18 protein-coding genes are annotated in these 19850 nt (G+C 69.2%); 12 read left to right on the plus strand and 6 right to left on the minus strand.

Annotation, left to right across the window (positions count from 1 at the left end; translation table 11 throughout):
- Window positions 1–41 precede the first annotated feature (41 nt).
- The 8 genes from ACFWFP_RS04645 to ACFWFP_RS04680 all read left to right on the plus strand — a co-directional run bounded on the left by ACFWFP_RS04645 (window position 42) and on the right by ACFWFP_RS04680 (window position 10154).
- Window positions 42–1496 carry a hypothetical protein gene (locus ACFWFP_RS04645; protein WP_379293133.1) on the plus strand — a complete coding sequence of 485 codons (1455 nt, stop codon included), beginning with the start codon at window positions 42–44 and terminating at the stop codon, window positions 1494–1496.
- On the plus strand, window positions 1493–2989 hold the full coding sequence (locus tag ACFWFP_RS04650) for an SCO6880 family protein (RefSeq protein ID WP_379293134.1): 1497 nt from the start codon (window positions 1493–1495) through the stop codon (window positions 2987–2989). Before ACFWFP_RS04645 ends, ACFWFP_RS04650 begins: the two co-directional genes overlap by 4 nt.
- A gap of 7 nt (window positions 2990–2996) precedes the next feature.
- A complete protein-coding gene (locus ACFWFP_RS04655) occupies window positions 2997–5288 on the plus strand; it encodes a hypothetical protein (protein WP_379293135.1) in 2292 nt (763 codons plus the stop codon).
- Window positions 5285–5593 (plus strand): transposase, encoded by a 309-nt coding sequence (locus ACFWFP_RS04660; protein WP_379293137.1) that lies wholly within the window; start codon window positions 5285–5287, stop codon window positions 5591–5593. The genes ACFWFP_RS04655 and ACFWFP_RS04660 overlap by 4 nt, the downstream gene beginning before the upstream one ends.
- Before the next feature lie 61 nt (window positions 5594–5654).
- Window positions 5655–7310 (plus strand): peptidoglycan DD-metalloendopeptidase family protein, encoded by a 1656-nt coding sequence (locus tag ACFWFP_RS04665; protein WP_379293138.1) that lies wholly within the window; start codon window positions 5655–5657, stop codon window positions 7308–7310.
- Window positions 7307–7873, plus strand: coding sequence for a hypothetical protein (locus ACFWFP_RS04670; RefSeq protein WP_379293139.1), 567 nt, complete (start codon window positions 7307–7309; stop codon window positions 7871–7873). The genes ACFWFP_RS04665 and ACFWFP_RS04670 overlap by 4 nt, the downstream gene beginning before the upstream one ends.
- Before the next feature lie 32 nt (window positions 7874–7905).
- Window positions 7906–9732, plus strand: a complete 1827-nt coding sequence (locus ACFWFP_RS04675; RefSeq protein ID WP_379293140.1) for a type IV secretory system conjugative DNA transfer family protein — start codon at window positions 7906–7908, stop codon at window positions 9730–9732.
- Window positions 9729–10154, plus strand: a complete 426-nt coding sequence (locus ACFWFP_RS04680) for a DUF4913 domain-containing protein (RefSeq protein ID WP_379293141.1) — start codon at window positions 9729–9731, stop codon at window positions 10152–10154. The genes ACFWFP_RS04675 and ACFWFP_RS04680 overlap by 4 nt, the downstream gene beginning before the upstream one ends.
- A 59-nt stretch (window positions 10155–10213) precedes the next feature.
- Here ACFWFP_RS04680 and ACFWFP_RS04685 read toward each other — a convergent pair whose 3' ends face one another.
- Window positions 10214–10768 (minus strand): hypothetical protein, encoded by a 555-nt coding sequence (locus ACFWFP_RS04685; protein WP_379293142.1) that lies wholly within the window; start codon window positions 10766–10768, stop codon window positions 10214–10216.
- 239 nt (window positions 10769–11007) lie between these two features.
- Complete coding sequence (locus ACFWFP_RS04690) at window positions 11008–11904, minus strand: peptidylprolyl isomerase (protein WP_379293143.1); 897 nt, start codon at window positions 11902–11904, stop codon at window positions 11008–11010.
- A gap of 85 nt (window positions 11905–11989) precedes the next feature.
- On the opposite strand from ACFWFP_RS04690, the gene hisS reads away from it, so the two are divergent.
- Window positions 11990–13264 (plus strand): histidine--tRNA ligase, encoded by a 1275-nt coding sequence (gene hisS, locus ACFWFP_RS04695; RefSeq protein ID WP_379293144.1) that lies wholly within the window; start codon window positions 11990–11992, stop codon window positions 13262–13264.
- A gap of 114 nt (window positions 13265–13378) precedes the next feature.
- Window positions 13379–14026 (plus strand): hypothetical protein, encoded by a 648-nt coding sequence (locus ACFWFP_RS04700; protein WP_379293145.1) that lies wholly within the window; start codon window positions 13379–13381, stop codon window positions 14024–14026.
- A gap of 33 nt (window positions 14027–14059) precedes the next feature.
- On the opposite strand, the gene ACFWFP_RS04705 is transcribed toward ACFWFP_RS04700, so the two are convergent.
- Window positions 14060–15073 carry an Rv2578c family radical SAM protein gene (locus tag ACFWFP_RS04705; protein ID WP_379293146.1) on the minus strand — a complete coding sequence of 338 codons (1014 nt, stop codon included), beginning with the start codon at window positions 15071–15073 and terminating at the stop codon, window positions 14060–14062.
- Between the two features lie 31 nt (window positions 15074–15104).
- Window positions 15105–16079, minus strand: a complete 975-nt coding sequence (locus ACFWFP_RS04710; protein WP_379293147.1) for an NAD-dependent epimerase/dehydratase family protein — start codon at window positions 16077–16079, stop codon at window positions 15105–15107.
- Window positions 16080–16273: 194 nt separating this feature from the next.
- Between ACFWFP_RS04710 and ACFWFP_RS04715 the strand changes: the two genes are divergently transcribed.
- A complete protein-coding gene (locus tag ACFWFP_RS04715) occupies window positions 16274–16591 on the plus strand; it encodes a type VII secretion target (RefSeq protein ID WP_379293148.1) in 318 nt (105 codons plus the stop codon).
- Window positions 16588–18219 (plus strand): hypothetical protein, encoded by a 1632-nt coding sequence (locus ACFWFP_RS04720; RefSeq protein ID WP_379293149.1) that lies wholly within the window; start codon window positions 16588–16590, stop codon window positions 18217–18219. The genes ACFWFP_RS04715 and ACFWFP_RS04720 overlap by 4 nt, the downstream gene beginning before the upstream one ends.
- Window positions 18220–18277: 58 nt before the next feature.
- Here the strand turns inward: ACFWFP_RS04720 and ACFWFP_RS04725 are convergent, their stop codons facing one another.
- Window positions 18278–18772: a hypothetical protein gene (locus ACFWFP_RS04725; RefSeq protein WP_379293150.1), complete on the minus strand. Its 495-nt coding sequence runs from the start codon at window positions 18770–18772 to the stop codon at window positions 18278–18280.
- Window positions 18773–18820: 48 nt separating this feature from the next.
- Complete coding sequence (locus tag ACFWFP_RS04730; protein WP_379293151.1) at window positions 18821–19747, minus strand: neutral zinc metallopeptidase; 927 nt, start codon at window positions 19745–19747, stop codon at window positions 18821–18823.
- Window positions 19748–19850: the final 103 nt, after the last annotated feature.

Raw genomic sequence — 19850 nt, forward strand, 5'->3', positions numbered from 1 at the left:
CGGATCGATTCCGCGCGGACCATCGAGGAGGGGTGCCAACAATGCTGAGGCGGATCGTCACCATTTTCGCGGTGATCTTCACCGTGATGATCGCGACGCCGACGGTGGCCTACGGCCAGACCTACGGCTTCGACGAGGCGTGCAACGAACTGCACGACACCCTCGACAGCGTCGCGATCCCCGGAGTCTCGCTCGGCGACGCGGCGTCGGCGGTGTGCAAGGCGGGCAATGCCGCCTCCCACCCCGGCGACGCGGCCACCGCGGTCAAGGACAAGGCGTGGGATTCCACCTTCGGCAAGGTGGTCGACTCGCTGATGAAGGGTCTCGGTGAGGCGCTGATCCTGGCGTTGACCTTCTGGATGAAGGTGCCCAACGAGGCGGTGAGCGACTCGGGGGCCCTGTTCACCAAGATCAACGACTACACCTATCAGATCCAGATATTGCTGTTGATCGCCTCGGTGATCATCACCGGTGGCCGATTGGCCGAGGCCAGACGCGGGGCGGTCGTGAGCGAGGCCGCCGAATCGTTCCGCCTGTTCGCCAGAGTGGTGTTCAGTTCGTGGATGCTGGGTGCGGTGATCGTCGCGGGTACGCGGGCCTCGGACAAGTTCTCCGAGTGGATCATCGAAGACGCCACCGGCGGCAATGCCAAGAACATGGCCGAGTTGATGGTGAAAACCAGCAAGCTGCAGGCCTTTTCGCCGGGCCTGGTGCTGATCATCGCCATCGTCGGCCTGCTCGGGGCGCTCGCCCAGATCGTGCTCGCCATCGTTCGGCAGGGCCTGCTGGTGGTCGCCGCGGGCGTGCTGCCGCTGGCCGCCGCCGCCTCGGCGACCGGCACCGGCAAGCAGTCGTATCAGAAACTGGTCGGCTGGATCATCGCGTTCATGCTGTTCAAACCGGTGGCCGCGATCGTGTACATGATCGCGTTCACGACCGCGGGCCACGTCGACGAGACCACGGAGTCCGGCGGCTTGCCCAGCGGCGAGGACGCGCAGCGGATGCTGGTGGCGCTGGTGCTGCTGTGCAGCGTGGCGTTCGTGCTGCCCGCGCTGATGCGCCTGGTCGCACCCGCGGTCGCCACGGTCGGCACCGGTGGTTCGGGTCTGATGGTGGCCGGTGGCGCGGCGGTAGCCGCGATGGGTCTCGGTGCGATCGGCACCAAGGCTGTCGCCTCCCGGCCGGTGGCGGCGCCCGGTTCCGCGGGCTACTTCGGTAGTGGCGGTGCTGGTCCCCGGCCCGGTGGGCCCGGCGGCGGCGGTCCGGGTGGCGGTGGCGCCACGGCGCCGCGACCCGCCCCGCCACCGCGCGGCGGAGGATCGGCGCCCCCGGCGACCAGTTCGGGCTCGGTGCCCGCGGGGGCGGCCCGCAATGTGGCGGCCGCGCGGACCGCGGCCAACACCACCGGGCGCGCGGACCAATCGATGGGCGACGTCGCTGGTGACCGCTGGGCGAATCGTTCACCCGACCTCGGCAGGAGCACGATTCCGCGATGACGACCTCGGTGACCGACACCTACGAGCGCCGCTCGTACGGGCTGTGGCAGAAACCGCGCAGCGCGGGCCTTTTCGGCCTGCGCTGGGAAGAGACCGTGATCGGTTTCGTCGTGGTGATCACGGCACTGATCTGCGCGATGGTCGGTGGATTCAAATGGGGCCTCGTCGTCGGCGGGCTCGGCGCGGTGGTGATGGTGCCCCTGGTGTGGCGGACGGGGGGCCGCTCGGGCTATGAGACGGGACTGATGATGTTCAACTGGAGGCGCTCGCGCAACAACGGCGAGCACGTGTACCGCGGTGGCCGGTTCTCCCGGATCCCCGGCGGTGTCACGAAATTGCCGGGGCTGCTCGCGCCGTCGAAGCTCTACGAAGGCATCGACGCCGGTGGCTATCACTTCGGGATGATCCATCTGCCCGCGTTCGCGCAGTACACGGTGGTGTTGCGGGCGTGGCCGCAGGGGCACGAGGCGGTGGACCAGCCGGTGATCGATCGCTGGGTCGCGGCCTGGGGCACCTTCCTCGCCTCGGTCGGGCAGACCAGCGACATCGTCGCGGTGGTGCCGGTGATCGACACGGTGCCCGAGACCGGAAACCGGTTGCTCAACGAGGTGTCCACGATCACCCGCCCCGAAGCGCCGGATCTGGCCCAGCAGGTGATGTACGAGCTGGCCACCGAATTGCCCCAGGAGCGTGTGCAGTTGCTGCCGCGGGTGGCGATCACGTTCAAGGCGACCACCGCCGAGCGGCGCAAGAACCCCGCCGAGGAGGCGGTGGAGATCGGGCGCAGGTTGCCCGGGATCTGCGCGGCGCTGGCCGAGGCGGGCGTACGGGCGCAGCCGATGTCGGCGGAAGAGGTCATCTCCTTCATCCGCCGCAGCTACGACCCGGCCTCGCAAGCCGATCTCGAGGTGGCCGCGGCCGACCCCGGCGGGCACGGTCTCGGTTGGGACGACGCGGGCCCGGTGTCCTACGACGAGAAGTGGGATCACCTGATCCACGACGGTGGCCGCTCGGTGACCTGGGAGATGGACGCGGCGCCCGAGGGTGCGGTGGACGAGCGGGTGCTGCAGCGACTGCTCGCGCCCAATCCCGAAGTGCCACGCAAACGCATCGCGATCGTCTACCGGCCGCACTCGGCCGCCGACGCCGCCGAGATCGTCGACGACGACTTCAAGAACGCGCTGGTGGCCCAGCAGAGCGAACGCGGTGTGGTCTCGGCGGCGGCGACGCTGCGCGTCGGCGCCACCCAGCAGGCGCGCGAGGAGCAGGCCCGCGGACACGGTGTCACCCGGTTCGGTGCGCTGGTCACGATCACCGAACCGTTGCGGGGTGACCTGCCCCGCATCGAGGCCATCACCCGCGACCTGTCCACGCAGGCTCGGCTCAAGATCCGGCGCTGCTACCGCTACCAGTCCGCGGCGTTCGCGGCATCTCTCGGTTGCGGCGTGATCCTGCCCGAACACGCAACCATTCCGAAGGCATTGGCGGGGTGAGGCGATTATGGGACGCGACTACGAACCCCCGGTGCGCGATCGCGACGATGTCGCGCTGCGCCCGGTCCACCGGCCGCCGCGCATCCGCGGCGAACGCGAGCCACGGCCCGCGGGGAGCGCGCCGCGCGTGAGCGACGACGTGCTCGGCCTCGACGAGCGCACCGAACGCGACGAGCGAGAAGGCTCGGCGCGGGGATCCCGCACGGCCGAAGGACGTCCGCCGGTCGAGCACCGGTCGCGGGAGGAAGCCCGCACCGAGCGAGGTCGTCCAACCCGGCCCCGTGGCGAGGAGCCTCGCAGGCCACGCGAGGACGAGCCGCGCCGAGCGCGTGAGGGCGACCGGCGGACGCGGGGTCCGCGTCCCGATGCCGATCGGGGCGCACGGGTTCGCGCCGAGCGTGGGTTACGCGACCAGGATCACGGTCCCCGGCTGGAACACGAGCGCGCACAGGGTGATCCGCGCCGGCGTCCCAAGCAGGCCGAACCGAGGCCGATGAAGAAAGCGCGGCCGGCGAAGCCGGTGCGCGCGGTCCGGGCCGACGACGCCGCCGATCGGGCGATGGGTTCGGGCCGGTCGGCGAAATCGACCAAGCCGGACCGGCGTTCGCAAGGCCCCTCGCTGCTCGACGACGCCACCCGCGCCCGCTACGAGATGATCGCCCGCGAGCAGTCGGGTCTGCGCGCTGCCTGGGCGACGTTCCGGATCCACACCGACGACCTGCGCCGCAACAACGCGCACGCGCGCACCGAGGCCGTGGTCAAGGACGGGTTCGACCGCACCACCGCCGAATTGACCGACCGCGGGTACTCGGGCGCGGGCGGCGGCAAGATGAACGTCGTGGGCCGCCCGGTCGAGTATCGCGCCACCACTGCCCAGGTCGCGGGTCTGTGGCCGTGGTCGGTCGGTGCCGGCGCGCCGCTGATCGGCACCCCGCTCGGCTCGCATCTGCACACCGGCGCCCCGGTGTGCTTCGACCCGATGAACTGGTTCATGCGCGGCAGTTTCATCACCGCGCCCAGCCTGTTCGTGCTCGGCCTCAACGGTTTCGGCAAGTCCTCGCTGGTGCGCCGGATCGTGCTCGGCGGTATCGCCCAGGGCATCACCCCGCTGATCCTGGCCGACGTGAAACCCGACTACCGCAAGATGGTCGAACTCGTCGGCGGCCAGGTGATCGACCTCGGCTACGGGCACGGCAAACTGAACCCGCTGGCCGCGGGCGTGCTCGGTTCGGTGGTGCCGCGCCTGGCCGACCAGCCCGCACTGCAACGTCAGGTGCTGCAGGATCTGCGGGCCCGGCAGGTGACGCTGATCGCGGGCCTGGTGGAGCTGGTCCGCGGCGCGCGCGTGGCCGACTTCGAGGAAACGCTGATCGCCACCGCGCTGCGCATCCTCTACCAGCCGGGCGGCTTCACCCCCGACAAGCCGCCGATCATGGAAAACCTGCTCGACGTGATCGTCGGCGGCGGCGCCGAGATGATGCTCGATGCGGGCGCCGACAACGCCGACGAATACCAGAACGCGATCAAGGGGCTGCGCCGATCGTTGCGCGCGCTCACCCAGGGGCCGTTCGGCGCGATCTTCAACGGCCAGACCAGCGTTCCGATCGACACCAGCGCGGTGGCGGTCTGCATCGACGTCTCGCACATCCCCAGCGGTGACAAGAAGCTCAAGGCCGCGGTCATGTTGGCCTGCTGGGCAGACGGTTTCGCCTCCGTCGAGGCCGCGCACGTGCTGGCCGACGCCGATCTCGGCCCGCAACGCTACTTCCAGGTGGTGATGGACGAGCTGTGGCAGGTGCTCGGTCTCGGCGACTTCATGGTCGACCGCGTCGACGAACTGACCCGTCTGCAACGTGGTCTGGCCACCGCCTTGATCATGATCAGCCACACCATCAAGGACCTGCAGGCACTGGGGTCGGACGCCGCGATCGCCAAGGCCATCGGCTTCCTGGAACGCGCGCGCGCCAAGATCTTCGGCGCGCTACCCGCCGAGGAGATCAGCAGGCTCGACTCCACGGTGCCGTTCACCTCGGCCGAGCAGGAGATGGTGACCAGCTGGTCGGCGCCGCAGGCCCTCACCGGTGAGGCGCTCAAGCCCGGCCAGCAGCGGCCGTCGCCGCCCGGTACCGGCAAGTTCCTGCTCAAGGTCGGCGAGGACCGCCGTCCGGGCATTCCTTTCCACATGGAGTTCACGGTGTCGGAGCGAGAAAGCGGCATCCACGACACGAACCAGCGCTTCAGCGAGTTCGGCGACAACCCGAGGGGCACGCCGGACTATTCGAACGGGAGTGAGCAATGATGCCGCACCGGTCCTATCGCCGGGTCTCGCCGGAGGTCCGCAAGGCCGCCGTCGCCCAGGTGGTCGCGCTGACCGACAAGTTGCGCAGCGAATCGGAGGCCTGCCGCATGGTGGCCGAACAGATCGGCGTGCACGCCAATTCGGTGCGCAACTGGGTCCGCGCGACCCAGGACCCGAGCCTGGACCGCATGGACGCCACCGCGCTACGCCGCAAAGTGGCGCTGCTGCAACAACAGCTGGCCGCCGCCGCGGAGATGAACCGCACGCTCGCCGACACGCTCAACGAGTCCCGGCGCCGCACATGAGCTCCGCCGCGGCGGACGTTGCGCGCATCGGCGCCCGGCGCGGAACGCGGGGAGCCTGCCGGTGAACGTCCGCACGATGATGATGACGGTGTTCGGCTCGGTCGTCGGATTGGTGGCCCTGGTGCTGGTGATCGTGCTGCCGTCGTCGGATGAGACCTGCGAGACCGGCGACGTGCTGGTCGGTTCGTCGGTGCCCACGCTGCCCGAGCTCGGTGGTGACCACCGCGCCGGTGCGACCGGTGCGGCTGCGCCGACGTCGAATCCGGCGGTCACCGGTACGCCGTCGCTGGCCGCCGGTGTCGGTCCGCTGCGCCGCACGTTGCCGCTGGAGATCGGAACGTTCACCATCTCCGATGTGTTCGGTTCGCGCGGCGGCGACCACAAGGGCATCGACATGGCGGCCACCGACGGCACCACGATCTACTCGGTGTCCGACGGCCGGGTCGTCGCGGCCGGTCCCGCTTCGGGTTTCGGCAACTGGATCGTCGTCGATTCCGTCGACACCAACGGCCGCGCCTACTCCGCGGTGTACGGCCACATGTGGGACGCGGGCGTCAAGGTGCGCACCGGGCAGACGGTGACCGCGGGTCAGCCGATCGGGATGGTCGGGTCCGCGGGCGAATCGAGCGGTCCGCACCTGCATTTCGAGATCGTGCCCGGTGGCCGGTTCACCGGTGGTCGCCAGATCGACCCGGTGCCGTGGCTCGACGGCGCGCCGACCCCGGATGTCGGTGGTGCGCGGGCATTTTCGAGCGATCCGAACTGTGTGCGCGGATTCGGTAGCGCCGGTGGGGCATTGGCAGATGGGAAGGTGCCCGCCGAACTCGAGATCTGGTATCGCCGCGCGGGGACGGTGTGCCCGGAGATCTCCTCGTCGCTGCTGGCCGCGCAGGCCAAGCAGGAGTCGGGATTCCGGCGAGGGCTCACCTCGCCCGCGGGCGCCCAGGGCCTGGCCCAGTTCCTGCCAGGGACGGCGGCGGGCATCAATCCCGAGGACGGACAGCCCTACGTCATCGATGCCGACGGCAACGGGTCCGCCAGCGTGTGGGACGACGGCGACGCGATCATCGGCCAAGCCCGCTACATGTGCTCGATCGCCCACAAGATCGCGGGCTGGATGGCCGCGGGGCGCGTCTCGGGCGACCTGACCGCCCTCACCCTGGCCGGATACAACGCCGGTGAGGGCGCGGTGCTGGCCTCCGGGGGGATGCCCAATCAGTACGCGGCGCACTATTCCGAGACCAGGCCCTACGTCACCAACATCTTGTCGATGGAACCCCAGTACCGGGCGCCCGGTGCGCAAGGCCGATTCACCCCCGGGCAGGGGAGTGACGGCGAGCAGATCGTCGAGGCCGCCCACGACTGGCTCGGCACACCGTACGTGTGGGGTGGCGGCGGCGCGCAAGGGCCGACCGGTGGCGGTTTCGACGGGCCGGGACTGACTGCCGCGGCGGTGTTCGCCGCGTCCGCGGGCGCGGTCACGTTGCCGCGCACCGCCGAACAGCAATGGGAGGCCGGACGAGAGGTCCCGATCGCGAAGGCGGCGGCCGGCGATCTGGTGTTCAGCGGGTTCGGGCGGCGGGGCCCGACGCAGGTCGGGATCTACGCGGGCAACGGTCGGCTGATCCAGTCGGTACCGCCGACGAGCAACCGCGGTGGCGGGGGTGTCGCCGAGGTGGCGGTGCCCGGCGACGCACGGGCGAGGAGGGTGTTGTGACCACGCGACCAGCGATAACCTGGTGGGAGAGAACACGAATCCGCACAACCCCGGCGGTGATGCTCGTGGCAGTCCTGCTCTCGGTTCCGGCGTGCGGTAGCGACGCCGAGCCGACGCGCCCCGAGGTCACCCCCACCACGCGTCTGCTCGAAGCCGCGGCCGACCCGACGACCCCCGACGGTGTCGCGGTGGTCGCGCTGCGCGAGGTCTACACCTGGAACCCCGCCACCGAGCAACCGGGATCCTCGCTGCAGCGCGCGCGAGAATGGCTGGGGCCCAGCATGATACGTATGCTGGACAGTTCGATCGGGGCCACCGAGACCCCGAAACCGTCGCTGCAGTGGGCCGATTGGGCCAAGGCGAAAGCGCGCGTGGAGGCGTTCACCTTCGCCTCGGGGGAGCCGGCGCCCGCGAGCGCCGATCCCGCAGTGGCGCAGTACAAGATCGGCATCGAACAAACGGTCGTCTACCCGAACGGCCGCACCGAAGAGCTACCGCCGAGCACGGTCATCGCGACCGTGGTGCAGACGCCGCAAGGCTGGCGCCTCGACGCGTTCCGCTGACCACCCACCACGTCCACACAAAGGAGGCACCCGTGGCGAAGAAGAAGGTGACGGATCCGGCCGCGGTCGGACCCGATACGACGCTGATCATGATCGTGTTCGGCTTCGCGGCGCTGATCACCCTCGCGGTCGCCCTGCACCTGGGCAACGCGCTGGCGGTGGTGCCGCAGACCATTCCGATCAACCCGATCGCGGTGGTCGCCGATCTGGCGCGGGGCAAGCTGCACTGGCCGCGCGCGTCGACGGTGATCGTGCTGCTGGTGATCGCGTCGGCGATCGCCTATGTGGTGATCCGCAAGCGGTTGAAGAAGCGTGCGGGTGCGGGGCGATTGGCGGTCGACGACAAGGCCGACCACATGGGCAGCGGTAGTGCGATCGCGTCGATCACCGAGGGCGGAGTCAGGGAGAAGGCGGCTGCTCTCGGTATGAAGCTGGGCACCAACGACTCACCCGGTGTGCCGATCGGCATCGCTGTCGCCGACGGCACCCCGCTCTACGGCTCCTACGAAGACCTGCATCTCGACATCTGGGGCCCGCGACAGGGCAAATCCACCTCGCGGGTCATTCCGGCGATCCTGTCCGCGATCGGGCCCGTGCTGGCGACGTCGAACAAGCGCGACGTGGTCGACGCGACCCGTGATGTGCAGGAAGCCAAGGGCAGCCGCACCTTCGTGTTCGATCCACAAGGCGTCGCCGGTGAACGGCCGACCTGGTTCTGGGATCCGCTGAGCTGGGTCAACTTCCGCACCGAGGGGTGTGAGATGCGCGCGGCTCGGCTCGCGGGACACTTCGCCGACGCCGAGACCGGCGGCAGCGCCGACGACGGCGACAACTTCTTCGATCCCGAGGCCGAGGACCTGCTCGCCGCGTTCTTCCTCGCCGCCGCGATCGCGGGCAAACCGATCACCCAGGTGTGGGAATGGGTGACGAATCCACAGAACACCGAGGCGATCGAACACCTGCGCGGCGCCGAACACCACTTCACCGCGTCCGGCCTCGCCATGCAGTACAACGCTGACGAGCGCACCAGGAGCGGCATTTTCGGTACCGCCAAGAAGATGATCCGCTGCCTGCAGTTGTCGAACGTGCATCCGTGGATCACGCCGGCCGACGGCGTCCGGCCCCAGTTCGACGAACTGGAGTTCATCGAACGCAACGGCACGCTCTACTGCCTGTCGCTCGAGGGCCGCGGGTCGGCGGCGCCACTGGTCAGCGCGCTCACCGAGGCCGTTATCGATGTCGCCATGCGCAAGGCGTCGCGTTCTTCGGGCGGACGGTTGCCGATCCCGTTGCTCGCGGTGCTCGACGAGGCCGCGAACGTGGTGCGCTGGAAGGATCTGCCCAAGCAGTACAGCCACTTCGGCTCCCGCGGCATCGTGGTGATGACGGTGCTGCAGTCGTGGGCGCAGGGTGCGCGCTGCTGGGGTGAGGCCGGGATGAGCGCGCTGTGGTCTGCCGCCAACATCAAAGTGCTCGGCAGCGGAGTCGACGACATGGCGTTCCTGCGCGATCGATCCGAGGCGATCGGCGAGTACGACTCGATCTCGGCGTCGATGTCACAGTCGGGCAACAGCAAGAGCTACTCGCGGTCGCTCAGTTCGTCGGTGACCTTCACCGCGCAGGGCTTGGCGACGCTGCCGCGCGGTCGCGCCATCGTGTTCACCTCCGGTCAGCCCGCCGTCCTGGTACGGACAGTGCCGTGGTGGGAGTCGGAGTACGCCGATGCGGTGAAGCGGTCGATCGAGCAGAACGACCCGACTCGCAAGACCCGCATCGACGACCTTTTCGGGTCGCCGTCGCTAGCGAAATCTGTTCCGCCGGAAGAGATGGGTGAAGTCGAGGAGGTCAAGCCGCTGTGAGTTACGACAACGCCGCCAATGGTGAGATTACGAACGGCTACCAGGGGGTGTACGAGTTCGTCACCGAGTATCTGAGCGAGGTCTATCGCCGCCAGGTCACCGATATCAGCGACACGGTGTGGTGCCCGGAATGGTGGCACCACAGCGAGGCCGTGATCCGGTTGAGCGCGCTGTGGCAGGCCTGGGAGCATCACCGCCTGCAGGGCGGGACCGGTATCAGCGTGTGGTTCCTCGATCACGCGGACCCGCACATGACCAAGCTGTTCGACCCGAAAGGGCCGTTCAAATACTGCAGTGTGCGCAACGGTCACAAGGGCATGCTCGAACCACTGCCGCTCAAGAAGCCGGAGGGCGCGGACGCGCAGATGTTCGGCAGTCCGGATATCGACCGGCTCTGGCAGAAGGGCCGCATCCCGGATTGACGGATGGATGCTCGGATCCCGTTGCCAGGCAAGGGGATCCGAGCATCGTCAAGCTCGGGTCAGCGTCCGCGTTCGATCCCGCGTTCGATCCCGCGTTCCCCGCGCTGGCGCGCGAGGGTAGCGCGCATCACCGTGTCCCGGGACCGGATCGCCTCCTCCGGCGAGATGCCCTGGCCCATTTCGACCAGCATCCGAACCTGGGTGAGCTCCGGCGCGACGCCGGCACGCTGCAGATGCGCCGCGATCGCCGAGCGCCGCTCGGCCGAGTCGTAGCCGACGCTCGGCGTCGCCGCGGCGCTCGACGCGAAGGCGGAGCCCGCCGGTTTGTTGAGGTTGATGCCACGCGATTCCACACCGCGCGATTCCACCGTGCGCGACCCCACCGACATCATCTGCACGAGTTCGACATTGCGCGGATCCTTGGCCTTGAGATCGCGTGCCTCGCGGATCTGCAGCTCGCGCGCTTCCTTCATCTTGGCCTCGATCGCCTTCGCGCGGGACTCAGCGTCTTTCTGACCGTGTTCGCGCGATTTGACGGCGACCAGGATGGCCATCTGCAGCATGGTGCGCATCATGGATGCTGTTTCGCTGCCGATGTCGTCGAGTTCCGCCATGACTGCTCCCCGATGCTGCTGTGGAAGTGGACATCTGAGCCTACCGCGTGAAGGACACGCTGCGATGTCCGGCGGGTCGGGTCGGCAGCGGAGAAAATGCGGGTGAGCGGGGTGCGGGCCGGAGGAATCGTAGGGTTGCCTAGCCTCTGATGATCTTCTGCGCACGTCGGGGCGGTAAAACCGGAAACGGACCGGACACGCGAGCGTGTCCGGTCCGTTGCTGTGCTGGAAAGCGGGTGTCAGCCCACCTTGACGGAGTTGAACGAGATCGGGATGGCGGGGCCGCCGTCTTCCGCGCCACCCTTGACGCCGCCGCCCGCGACCTTGTCCAAGGTGGCGAGTCCGGCCTCGTCGATCGTGCCGAAGATGGTGTAGTTCGGCGGTAGCTGGGTGTCGCCGAAGACCAGGAAGAACTGGCTTCCGTTGGTGCCCTTGCCCTCGGGGGAGGTGCCCGCGTTGGCCATCGCGACCAGGCCCCGCTTGTAGTTCACCGGCTGCTGCAGCGCCGGGTCACCGGCGGGGAACAGGTCGGTGGGATATTCGTTGTCGAAGGTGTAGCCGGGGCCGCCCATACCGGTGGCCGCGGGGTCACCGCACTGCAGGATGCCGAAGCCCGGCGTGGCCACGATGCGGTGGCAGCTGGTCTTGTCGAAGTAGCCCTGCTGGGCCAGGCTCACCATCGAGTTGACCGTGCAGGGTGCCTGCGCGCTGTTGAGCGATAACCCGATCGGGCCCTGGGTGGAATCGATCGCCACCTTCACCTCGGGACCGCCGGTGGCGACCGACGTCGTGGTGGGCGCGGTGACCGGCTTCGCGGGGGGCTCCTGGCCCGCCGGGTAGCTGCAGTCGACGGTCGCGGGCTTGGCCGCCGGGGGCGGGGGGCCGGGGATGTCGAGGGGAGTGTTGACGAACTGGGTCGTCGGCACCGCCGAGGACGACTCGGCGTTCGCCGACTCGCTGTCGTCGCCTCTGGTGAGGAAATACACGCCGGTCGCGGCGGCCGCGACGACTATCACACCCAGTACCGAGCCCGCGATCGTCAAGCGCTTGCGCTTCTTCTCCTGCTCGGCCCGTCGTGCCAGCTGGCGCTCCAGCTTGCGCTTGGCCGCCGCCCGTCGCTGTTCGTTACTCGGCACTACCGCGTTCCTCCCGTGTCGTCAGGTTCGTCTAGAGGGTAACCGGTTGGACGCGGGGGGCGCCCGTGGGGAAAACTGGACCATCGTGACCAAGACCAGCAGCTTCACCGCCCCGAAGGGGGTCCCCGACTACCTGCCGCCCGGTTCGGCCGAGTTCGTCGCCGTGCGCGACGGCTTGATCCACGCCGCCCGACTCGCGGGGTACGGGCATGTCGAGCTGCCGGTATTCGAACAGACCGCCCTGTTCGCACGGGGTGTCGGCGAGTCGACCGACGTGGTCAGCAAGGAGATGTGGACCTTCGCCGACCGCAACGGCGAGAGCTTCACCCTGCGTCCCGAAGGCACCGCGGGCGTGATGCGCGCGGTCATCCAGCACGGTCTGGACAAGAGCGGTCAGCTGCCGGTGAAGCTCAGCTACGCCGGTCCGTTCTTCCGGTACGAGCGCCCGCAGGCCGGTCGTTACCGGCAGTTGCAGCAGGTCGGCATCGAGGCGATCGGCGTCGACGACCCGGCCCTCGACGCCGAGGTGATCGCGATCGCCGACGCCGGATTCCGCTCGCTGGGCCTGGACGGATTCCGCCTCGAGATCACCTCGCTCGGTGACGAGACGTGCCGCCCGCAGTACCGCGAACTGCTGCAGGAGTTCCTGCGTGGGCTGCCCCTGGACGAGGAGACACAGCGCCGCGCCGAGATCAACCCGCTGCGCGTGCTCGACGACAAGCGTCCCGAAGTACGCGAGCTGACCGCGAACGCGCCCCTGATGATCGACCACCTCTCCGAGTCGGCGAAGGCTCACTTCGAACAGGTTCTCGGGCACCTCGACGCGCTCGGCGTGCCATACGTGGTGAACCCGCGCATGGTGCGCGGTCTGGACTACTACACCAAGACCACGTTCGAATTCGTGCACGACCAGCTCGGCGCGCAGTCGGGCATCGGTGGCGGTGGCCGCTACGACGGACTGATGGCCGAACTCGGCGGACAGCCGCTGTCGGGCATCGGTTTCGGCATCGGTGTAGACCGGACGGTGCTGGCGCTCGCGGCCGAGGGCAAGTCGGCGGCCGATCCGGCGCGCTGCCAGGTGTACGGCGTCGCGCTCGGTGACGCGGCCAAGGCGAAACTGGTCGCGCTGGCCGGTGAACTGCGTGCCGCCGGCATCAGTGTCGACCTGGCCTATGGCGGCCGCGGGATGAAGGGCGCGATGAAAGGCGCCGACCGTTCGGGGGCGAAGTACACCCTCGTGCTCGGCGATCGCGATCTCGCCGAGAACACGATCGGCGTCAAAGAGATGGCGACGGGCGAACAGCGGTCCGTTCCGCTCGACGGTGTCGTGGCGGTGCTGCGCGAGGAGCTCGGTCGCTGAGGCCGCTCGGTCGGCGATCCGCCGGCCCTGTGCGCTCGGCTGCTGAGGTCGGTGGGGCGCGGTAATCTGACCGCGCCTCATGCCGGGCGGGCCGGTGGGGGCGGAGAGGCAATCGTGGACGGGCAGTCCGGGCAGTCGGCGGCGACGGAACCGGTGGGAATCGACCTGGTGGCGCCCGAGGTGTTCGCGCCGATGCTGCGCAGGCTCGCGCTGGCCGCGCTCGGCGTCGGCGTCGGTGCGGCGTTGCTGTCGGCGATCTGGCTGAGCTGGCCGTACGCGGTCCTGATCGGACTGGCCGTCGCCGTCCCGACCATCGGTTACGTGTTCGCGTTCCAGCGGCGGCGACTGTGGTTGAGCGGCACCGTGATCCACGCCCACCGGCTGGTCGGCGAACACACGGTCGACCTCGCCGACGCCACCGGCGTGCAACTGCTCGTCTATCCCGCACGGCTCAGCCGCATCGTCTTGCGGGTCACCGCCGGCGGCGACACCCAGCTGGTGCCGCTGGCGATGTACACCGACGTGGGCAGCGGCCGCGAACTGCACCTGCTCGGCCTGCGCAAACTCGCCGACGCGCTCGCCGCCAGCGAACTCGCCGCGGCCATCGCGATCTCGGAAGTGCTCGTGCGGCAGTTGCGCGCCGAGGCTCGCGACGCGGGTCTCGACGAACGTCCGCTGTATCGCGCGGTGCGGTCGGTGCGCAGCAAGGACAGCGTCTCGCCGGTGGTTCTCACCGACTCCGAGGTCGCCGCACTCGGCTGAGCGTCGCCCGATGGTGTCGCGGCGGACCGGCGGTCAGCCGAACAGGGCGAGCTGCGCGTCCTGCGGTGCAGGCGGGGGAGCGGCCGGCGTGGTGGGGCCTTGGATTCGGCGCAGGCCGTGATGGTCGAGGAGAGGGTTCACCCGATCGCGTAGCCAGTCGCGGTAGAGGGGGGTCACGGTGCCGCCGCGGGCGTAGAGCTGGCGGTAGCGGCGCATGAGCGCGGGGTGCTCGGTGCCGAGCCAGGTGAGGAACCAGTCTCGGGTGGGACCGCGAAGGTGCATCGGGAAGGCTGTGGCGCTGGCGGCCCCCGCGTCGGCGATCGCGGCGAACAAGGCCGCGAGGTGGGCTCGGCTGTCGGTGAGGCAGGGGATGATCGGCGCGGCCATGACGTGGACGGTGAAGCCCGCGTCGGCCAGCGCGCGGACCAGGTCGAGGCGGGTGCGTGGTTCGGGGGTGCCCGGTTCGAGGCTGTGGTGCAGATCGGGATCGAGGATGGCGATCGACACCGCGACGCTCACCTCTACCCGCCGGGCCGCCTCGGTGAGCAGCGGGAGATCGCGGCGCAGCAGCGGGCCCTTGGTGAGGATGGAGAAGGGGGTGCCCGAGTCGGAGAGTGCGCCGATGATGCCGGGCATGAGCCGGTATCGGCCCTCGGCCCGTTGGTAGGGGTCGGTGTTGGTGCCGAGCGCCACCGCCTCGCGCTGCCAGGACCGGCGCAGGAGTTCGCGCCGCAGCACCGCGGCGATATTGGTCTTCACCACGATCTCGGAATCGAAATCCTCGCCCGCGTCGAGGCCCAGGTATTCGTGGCTGCCGCGCGCGAAGCAATAGCGGCAGGCGTGCGAGCAGCCACGCATCGGGTTGATCGTCCAGCGGAAGGGCAGCGCGGAGCTCTCGGGCATCTTGTTCAGCGCGCTCTTGCACAGCACCTCGTGGAAGGTGATGCCGTCGAACTCGGGGGTGCGAACGGAGCGGACCAGCCCGGCCCTGGTCAGGCCGGGCAGCGCGCCGTCATCGGCGTCCAGGGTCTGAGCTTGCCACCGCACCCCACGAGTCGAACATTTGTTCGAACAGGTGTCAAGCCTGGCGCGACGCCCGCAGGAAGTCGACGAGATCGTTGACGGTCTCGGTGGTCGGGCGAGGGCGGTAGCCGAGTTCGCGTTCGGCCTTGCCGTGATCGACGACCGGCGCCGAGATCAGCGCGCCCAGTGCGGCTTTGGACAGGCTGTCGGAGCCGAAACGCCTGCCGATCGGCTCGATCACCGGCAGTGTCGCGCCGAGTACCTTCGCCGGGATGGTGAAGCGTGGGCCTTTGGCGCCGGTGCGGGCCGCCGCCATCCGGCAGAAGTCGATCATCGTGGTCATCTCGCCGCCGAGCAGGTAGTTCTCGCCGGTGCGGCCCTTGTCGCCCGCCAGGATCAGGCCCTGGGCGACGTCGCGCACGTCGACCAGGTCGAAGCCGCCGCCGATCATCACCGGGATCCGGCCGCGCATCGCCTGGGCGGCGATGGCGTTGAGCCGGGACAGGCGATCGGGAAAGTCGGCCGGGCCGTAGACGCCGGTCGGATTCACGATCACCGCGTCGAGCCCGCGCTCGATCACCGGGCGTAAGGCCAGTTCGCCGGACCACTTCGACCGGTCGTACACGGGCAAGCCGGGATCGTCTGAGCGACTGGAGGTCTCGTCGATGTGCCCGCCCGCGCGGTACTGGTCGAAAGCGTGGATCGAGCTGGTGTGGACGAACCGGCGCACGCCCGATTCCAGTGCCGCCTCGGCGGTGACGCGCACGCCCTCGGTGTTCACCCGCCACGCCAGATCGTTGCGTTCGGCGAGGGTGATCAACGCGACGAGGTGGTACACCACCTCGGTGCCCGCCAGCGCCGCACGCATCGACGCTGGGTCGAGTACATCGCCTTCGACCCAGGTGACGGCCGGATCGGCGGTGGTCGGGGCGGCGCGATCGATCGCGACGACCTCGTGGCCGCGCTCGACGAGCAGAGGGATCAAGTTGGTACCGAGGTAGCCGGCTGCGCCGGTCACTGCGACCTTCATGAGCCCGAGGATATAGAACATGTTCTAGTTTTGATAGTGGATCACGCAGATCGACGGGTGGCACGACTCGAAAACTGCCGGGGAGTTCGGCTATATTTGGCGCCAATCGCAGTTGGGTGGTCGCGTCGGGAGTTTCGCGTCCGTCGCTCGCTTCTGTAGTGCAGACTTTTCACGACGAGTTGGGGGGATTTCGCATGACCGATCTCTCGGTGCAAACCGAAGAAGTCGCCGCGTTCGCGGCGACCAATGGCGGGGTGGCGGCACAGATCGCCGCGGCGGGCAACATCGACTTGGTCGCCAGCGTGTCGGCGGCGACGCCGGTGTTCGGCCTCATCGGCGCCGACTACCTGGCGATGTTCGCGGCCGCACAAGCGTTGCAGGCCAAGGACATCAACGACCTGTCGGCGAAGTTCAGCTCGCTCTCCGACGCGGCCTTCAAGTCGTCGGTGACCTTCGAGACGACCGATATCGACAATGCCGCCCAGCTCGCCCGTCAGGCTGCCGGCCTGTGAAGCCGTTGAGCGCGGACGCGGGCGTCATCGCTCCCGACGCCGCCATGGCCGCCGCCGATGCCGCGACGGCGTCGGTGATGGGTGCGGTACCCCTCGATTCGCAGGCGATCCTGGATGTGCCGCTGATGCAGGTGCCCGAGGATGTGGCGACCGACGAGGAAGCGGTCTTCACCCTCGCGCAGAAGATCACCGACGAAGCCCAGAACGGCAGCATGTCGCCCGCCGGATTGGGTGGGCTCGGTGGCCTCGGCACCGGCGTACTGCCTCAGGACATCCTGTCCGGCGTCGCGGACGACGCGTCGTCCGCGCTGAGCGGCCTGCAGGGAACAGTGGCTCAGGTCGCCGCGCCCGCGTCGGCCGTGGCGACGACCGCGTTCGACCAGGCCAAGTCCGCACTCACCGGCACCTCGGGTGCCGGCGCGTCGAGCACCTCCGGCGCGAGCACGTCGGCCGCCGCGACGACACTGACCGAAGATCCGGTCACCGCGCTGATGAGCGGCCTGTCGCTGCCCGCACTGCCCGGCATCGACACGCTGTTCCAGCCGTTCCTCGACCTGCTCAGCAGCTTCGGTACCGGCGTTTTCGGCGCGCTGGACCCGACCTCGATCCTGAGCAGTTCCTCGGCGGTCATCGAGCAGGCGATGACCCTCGCCCAAGGTGGCGTGAAGACCGTCCAGCAGGTGTGGGAGGGGCAGTCCGCCGACGCGGCGACCACCGCCAGCCAGCAGGCGCAGACACAGGGGCAGGACACCAGCCAGCGCGGTATCGATATCTCCTCGCTCACCCAGCAGGCCGCCGCGGTCGTCCAGACCGGCAACGCCCAGCTCACCACGATCGCCACCACCTTCGCGGCCCAGGCCACCGCGCTCGCGCCGACGATCATGCTGCCGCCGACCCAGGCCACGCTGATCGGCTTGGCCACGTCGCATCTCGGTGAAGCGGTATCGGTCGTCAACGTCACCCGTGGGCAGCTGATGGGGTACACCGGCGAACTCAGCGGCGTCGTCGGGCAGCTGGCCAGCCAGAGCGGCCTGCCCTCGCCCGAGGAAGTTCTCTCCGCGGCCTCGGAGAACATCGGCGAACCGCTGCTCACCCAGGCGGAAGAGGCGCTCACCGGCGGCGATTCCTCGACCACCGCGGCGAGCACCACCGCGGGTACCACCACTCCCGGCTCGACGACACCGTCGAGTGTCGGCACCGGTGGCACCGGTGGCAGCGGCGGTGGTTCCGGTGCCTCGCTCGGCGCGCTCGGTACCGCACGCGGCAGCGCGGGTGGCGCGGCGGGCAGTACCGGCGGCACCCCGAGCGCGGGCACCCCGAAGTCCAGCGCGGCCGTGCCGGGTGCGGCGGTTCCGGCGTCGGGCCGTGCGATCAGCACGGTGATGGGCTCCGGTACCACCACGGCCGCCGGCACCGGCGGTACCTCCGGCATGATGGGCGGCGCTGGCGCGGGAGCCGGCGCCGGCCGTGGCAACAACGAGGAAGAACACGGCCGGACCGTGCAGCCCTACCAGAGCCGCACCGGCAACGACGATCTCACCGGTCCGCTGGGCGAATCCACGCCCGACGTCATCGGTGCCGTCCACGAGGACGAACGCGAAGCGGACGCGACCGCGGACCGGTTCTGACCGAAAAGGGGCTCGCCGGTGAAAACCGGCGAGCCCCTTGCGGTTCGGTGTCGAGCGATCAGCTCTTGAACGCGTCGACCAGCTTCTTGTAGAGATCGGTGAAGCGCTTGCGGGCGGCCTTCTGCTCCGGGTTGAGGCCATCGGACGCCTCGGGGGAGTAGATCACCAGGTGAGCTTCATCGGTCGGATCGTCGGGCATCAGGTCGATGATCTGGGTGCCGCGGTTCTCGCCCGCCGGTATCCCGAAGTCGGTGTCCTTGAGCGCGTTGATCTCCTCGCGCGCGGCCGAGATCACGTCGGCGGCGACCTTGCCGGTCACCTGCTTGGGCGCGGTCTCGGGTTTACGGTCCTTGCTCACCGCGTCGGGCATGTGCACGGCCTTGCCGTCGGCGAAGACCTGCAGGACCGGGCGCAGGTCGGTGCGCTGTGACCAGCCGTCGGGGATCGTGGTCAGGCTCACCAACGGTAGTGGCGCCGGATCGGCATGGGCGAGTGCGCTCGCGCCGCTCAGGGCGAGAGCGCAGACGAGCAGTCCGGTCATGGTCGGGCGCATGGGTTCCCCTCGATCGAAAGACAGTGCGTGGGTATCGCGTTCGAGGCGTCAGCGTATCCCGGGCGGGTTGTCGAGGTCACGCGCGGAATAGGTGTCGCACGCCTGCACCGACCCGGTCCGGTAGCCGACGAGGAACCACTTCTGCCGCTGTTCGGAGGATCCGTGGGTCCACGACTCGGGATTCACACCGCGACCGGCGGAGCGCTGGATGCGGTCGTCGCCGACGGCGTTGGCGGCCGACAGCGCGTCACGAATGTCGTTGTCGGACAGGGGCTTCAGGAAGGGCTGCCCGCCGCCCGGGGAAGGCTGCTTGTCGGCGAAGTTGGCCCAGATACCGGCATAGCAGTCGGCCTGCAGTTCGGTGCGGACCGCGCCCGAGGTCGGACCCTGCGGATCACGCTGAGCCTTGCCGATGTCGCCGAGCTGGTTCTGGATGTGGTGGCCGACCTCGTGCGCGACCACGTACTCCTGCGCCAGCGGTCCCGCGCTCGCGCCGAAGCGGTCGGTGAGTTCCTGGAAGAACGCGGTGTCGAAGTAGGCGGTCTGGTCGGCGGGGCAGTAGAACGGCCCGACATCACTGGTGGCGTTGCCGCACCCGGTGCTCACGCCGCCGGTGAACAGCACCAGTTCGGGCTCCACATACTGCTTGCCGGTCTGCTTGGGCAGCTGCACCGACCACACCGCGTCCAAGCTCTGCGCGGTGGCCACCACCCGGCAATCGACATACCTGTTCGCATCCGCGCCGGTCTTGCAGTGGGTCGGCGTCCCCGCGGTCCCCGGCTGCGCCTGCTGCCCGCTCTGCGCGCCGGTGAAGTTGCCGAGTACCGTCCCCGGATCGCCGCCGAGGAGCAACGTGATCACCAACAGGATCAGACCGCCCGCGCCGCCGCCGAGGGCGAGTTTGCCGCCCATGCCGGGTCCACCGCCCGACGAAGCCCGGCCGGGATCGATCTGCATACCTTCGTTGAAGGTCATCGCGGTACTCGCCTTCGCTCGGTTGTCCAGCTGTCTCACAGCGCGATTCACCGTCGGCGGGAGCGGCGGCGGCGGACAGGTGTCACAAGCTTGACACGGTGGG

It is taken from the genome of Nocardia sp. NPDC060249, from assembly GCF_042728755.1.
Classification (GTDB): domain Bacteria; phylum Actinomycetota; class Actinomycetes; order Mycobacteriales; family Mycobacteriaceae; genus Nocardia.

Bases quoted from the DNA above. Each gene is read 5' to 3' on its own strand.
- ACFWFP_RS04645 (WP_379293133.1), top strand. From the start codon at position 42: ATGCTGAGGCGGATCGTCACCATTTTCGCGGTGATCTTCACCGTGATG.
- ACFWFP_RS04650 (WP_379293134.1), top strand. From the start codon at position 1,493: ATGACGACCTCGGTGACCGACACCTACGAGCGCCGCTCGTACGGGCTG.
- ACFWFP_RS04655 (WP_379293135.1), top strand. From the start codon at position 2,997: ATGGGACGCGACTACGAACCCCCGGTGCGCGATCGCGACGATGTCGCG.
- ACFWFP_RS04660 (WP_379293137.1), top strand. From the start codon at position 5,285: ATGATGCCGCACCGGTCCTATCGCCGGGTCTCGCCGGAGGTCCGCAAG.
- ACFWFP_RS04685 (WP_379293142.1), bottom strand. From the start codon at position 10,768: ATGGCGGAACTCGACGACATCGGCAGCGAAACAGCATCCATGATGCGC.
- ACFWFP_RS04710 (WP_379293147.1), bottom strand. From the start codon at position 16,079: ATGAAGGTCGCAGTGACCGGCGCAGCCGGCTACCTCGGTACCAACTTG.
- ACFWFP_RS04715 (WP_379293148.1), top strand. From the start codon at position 16,274: ATGACCGATCTCTCGGTGCAAACCGAAGAAGTCGCCGCGTTCGCGGCG.
- ACFWFP_RS04725 (WP_379293150.1), bottom strand. From the start codon at position 18,772: ATGCGCCCGACCATGACCGGACTGCTCGTCTGCGCTCTCGCCCTGAGC.
- ACFWFP_RS04730 (WP_379293151.1), bottom strand. From the start codon at position 19,747: ATGACCTTCAACGAAGGTATGCAGATCGATCCCGGCCGGGCTTCGTCG.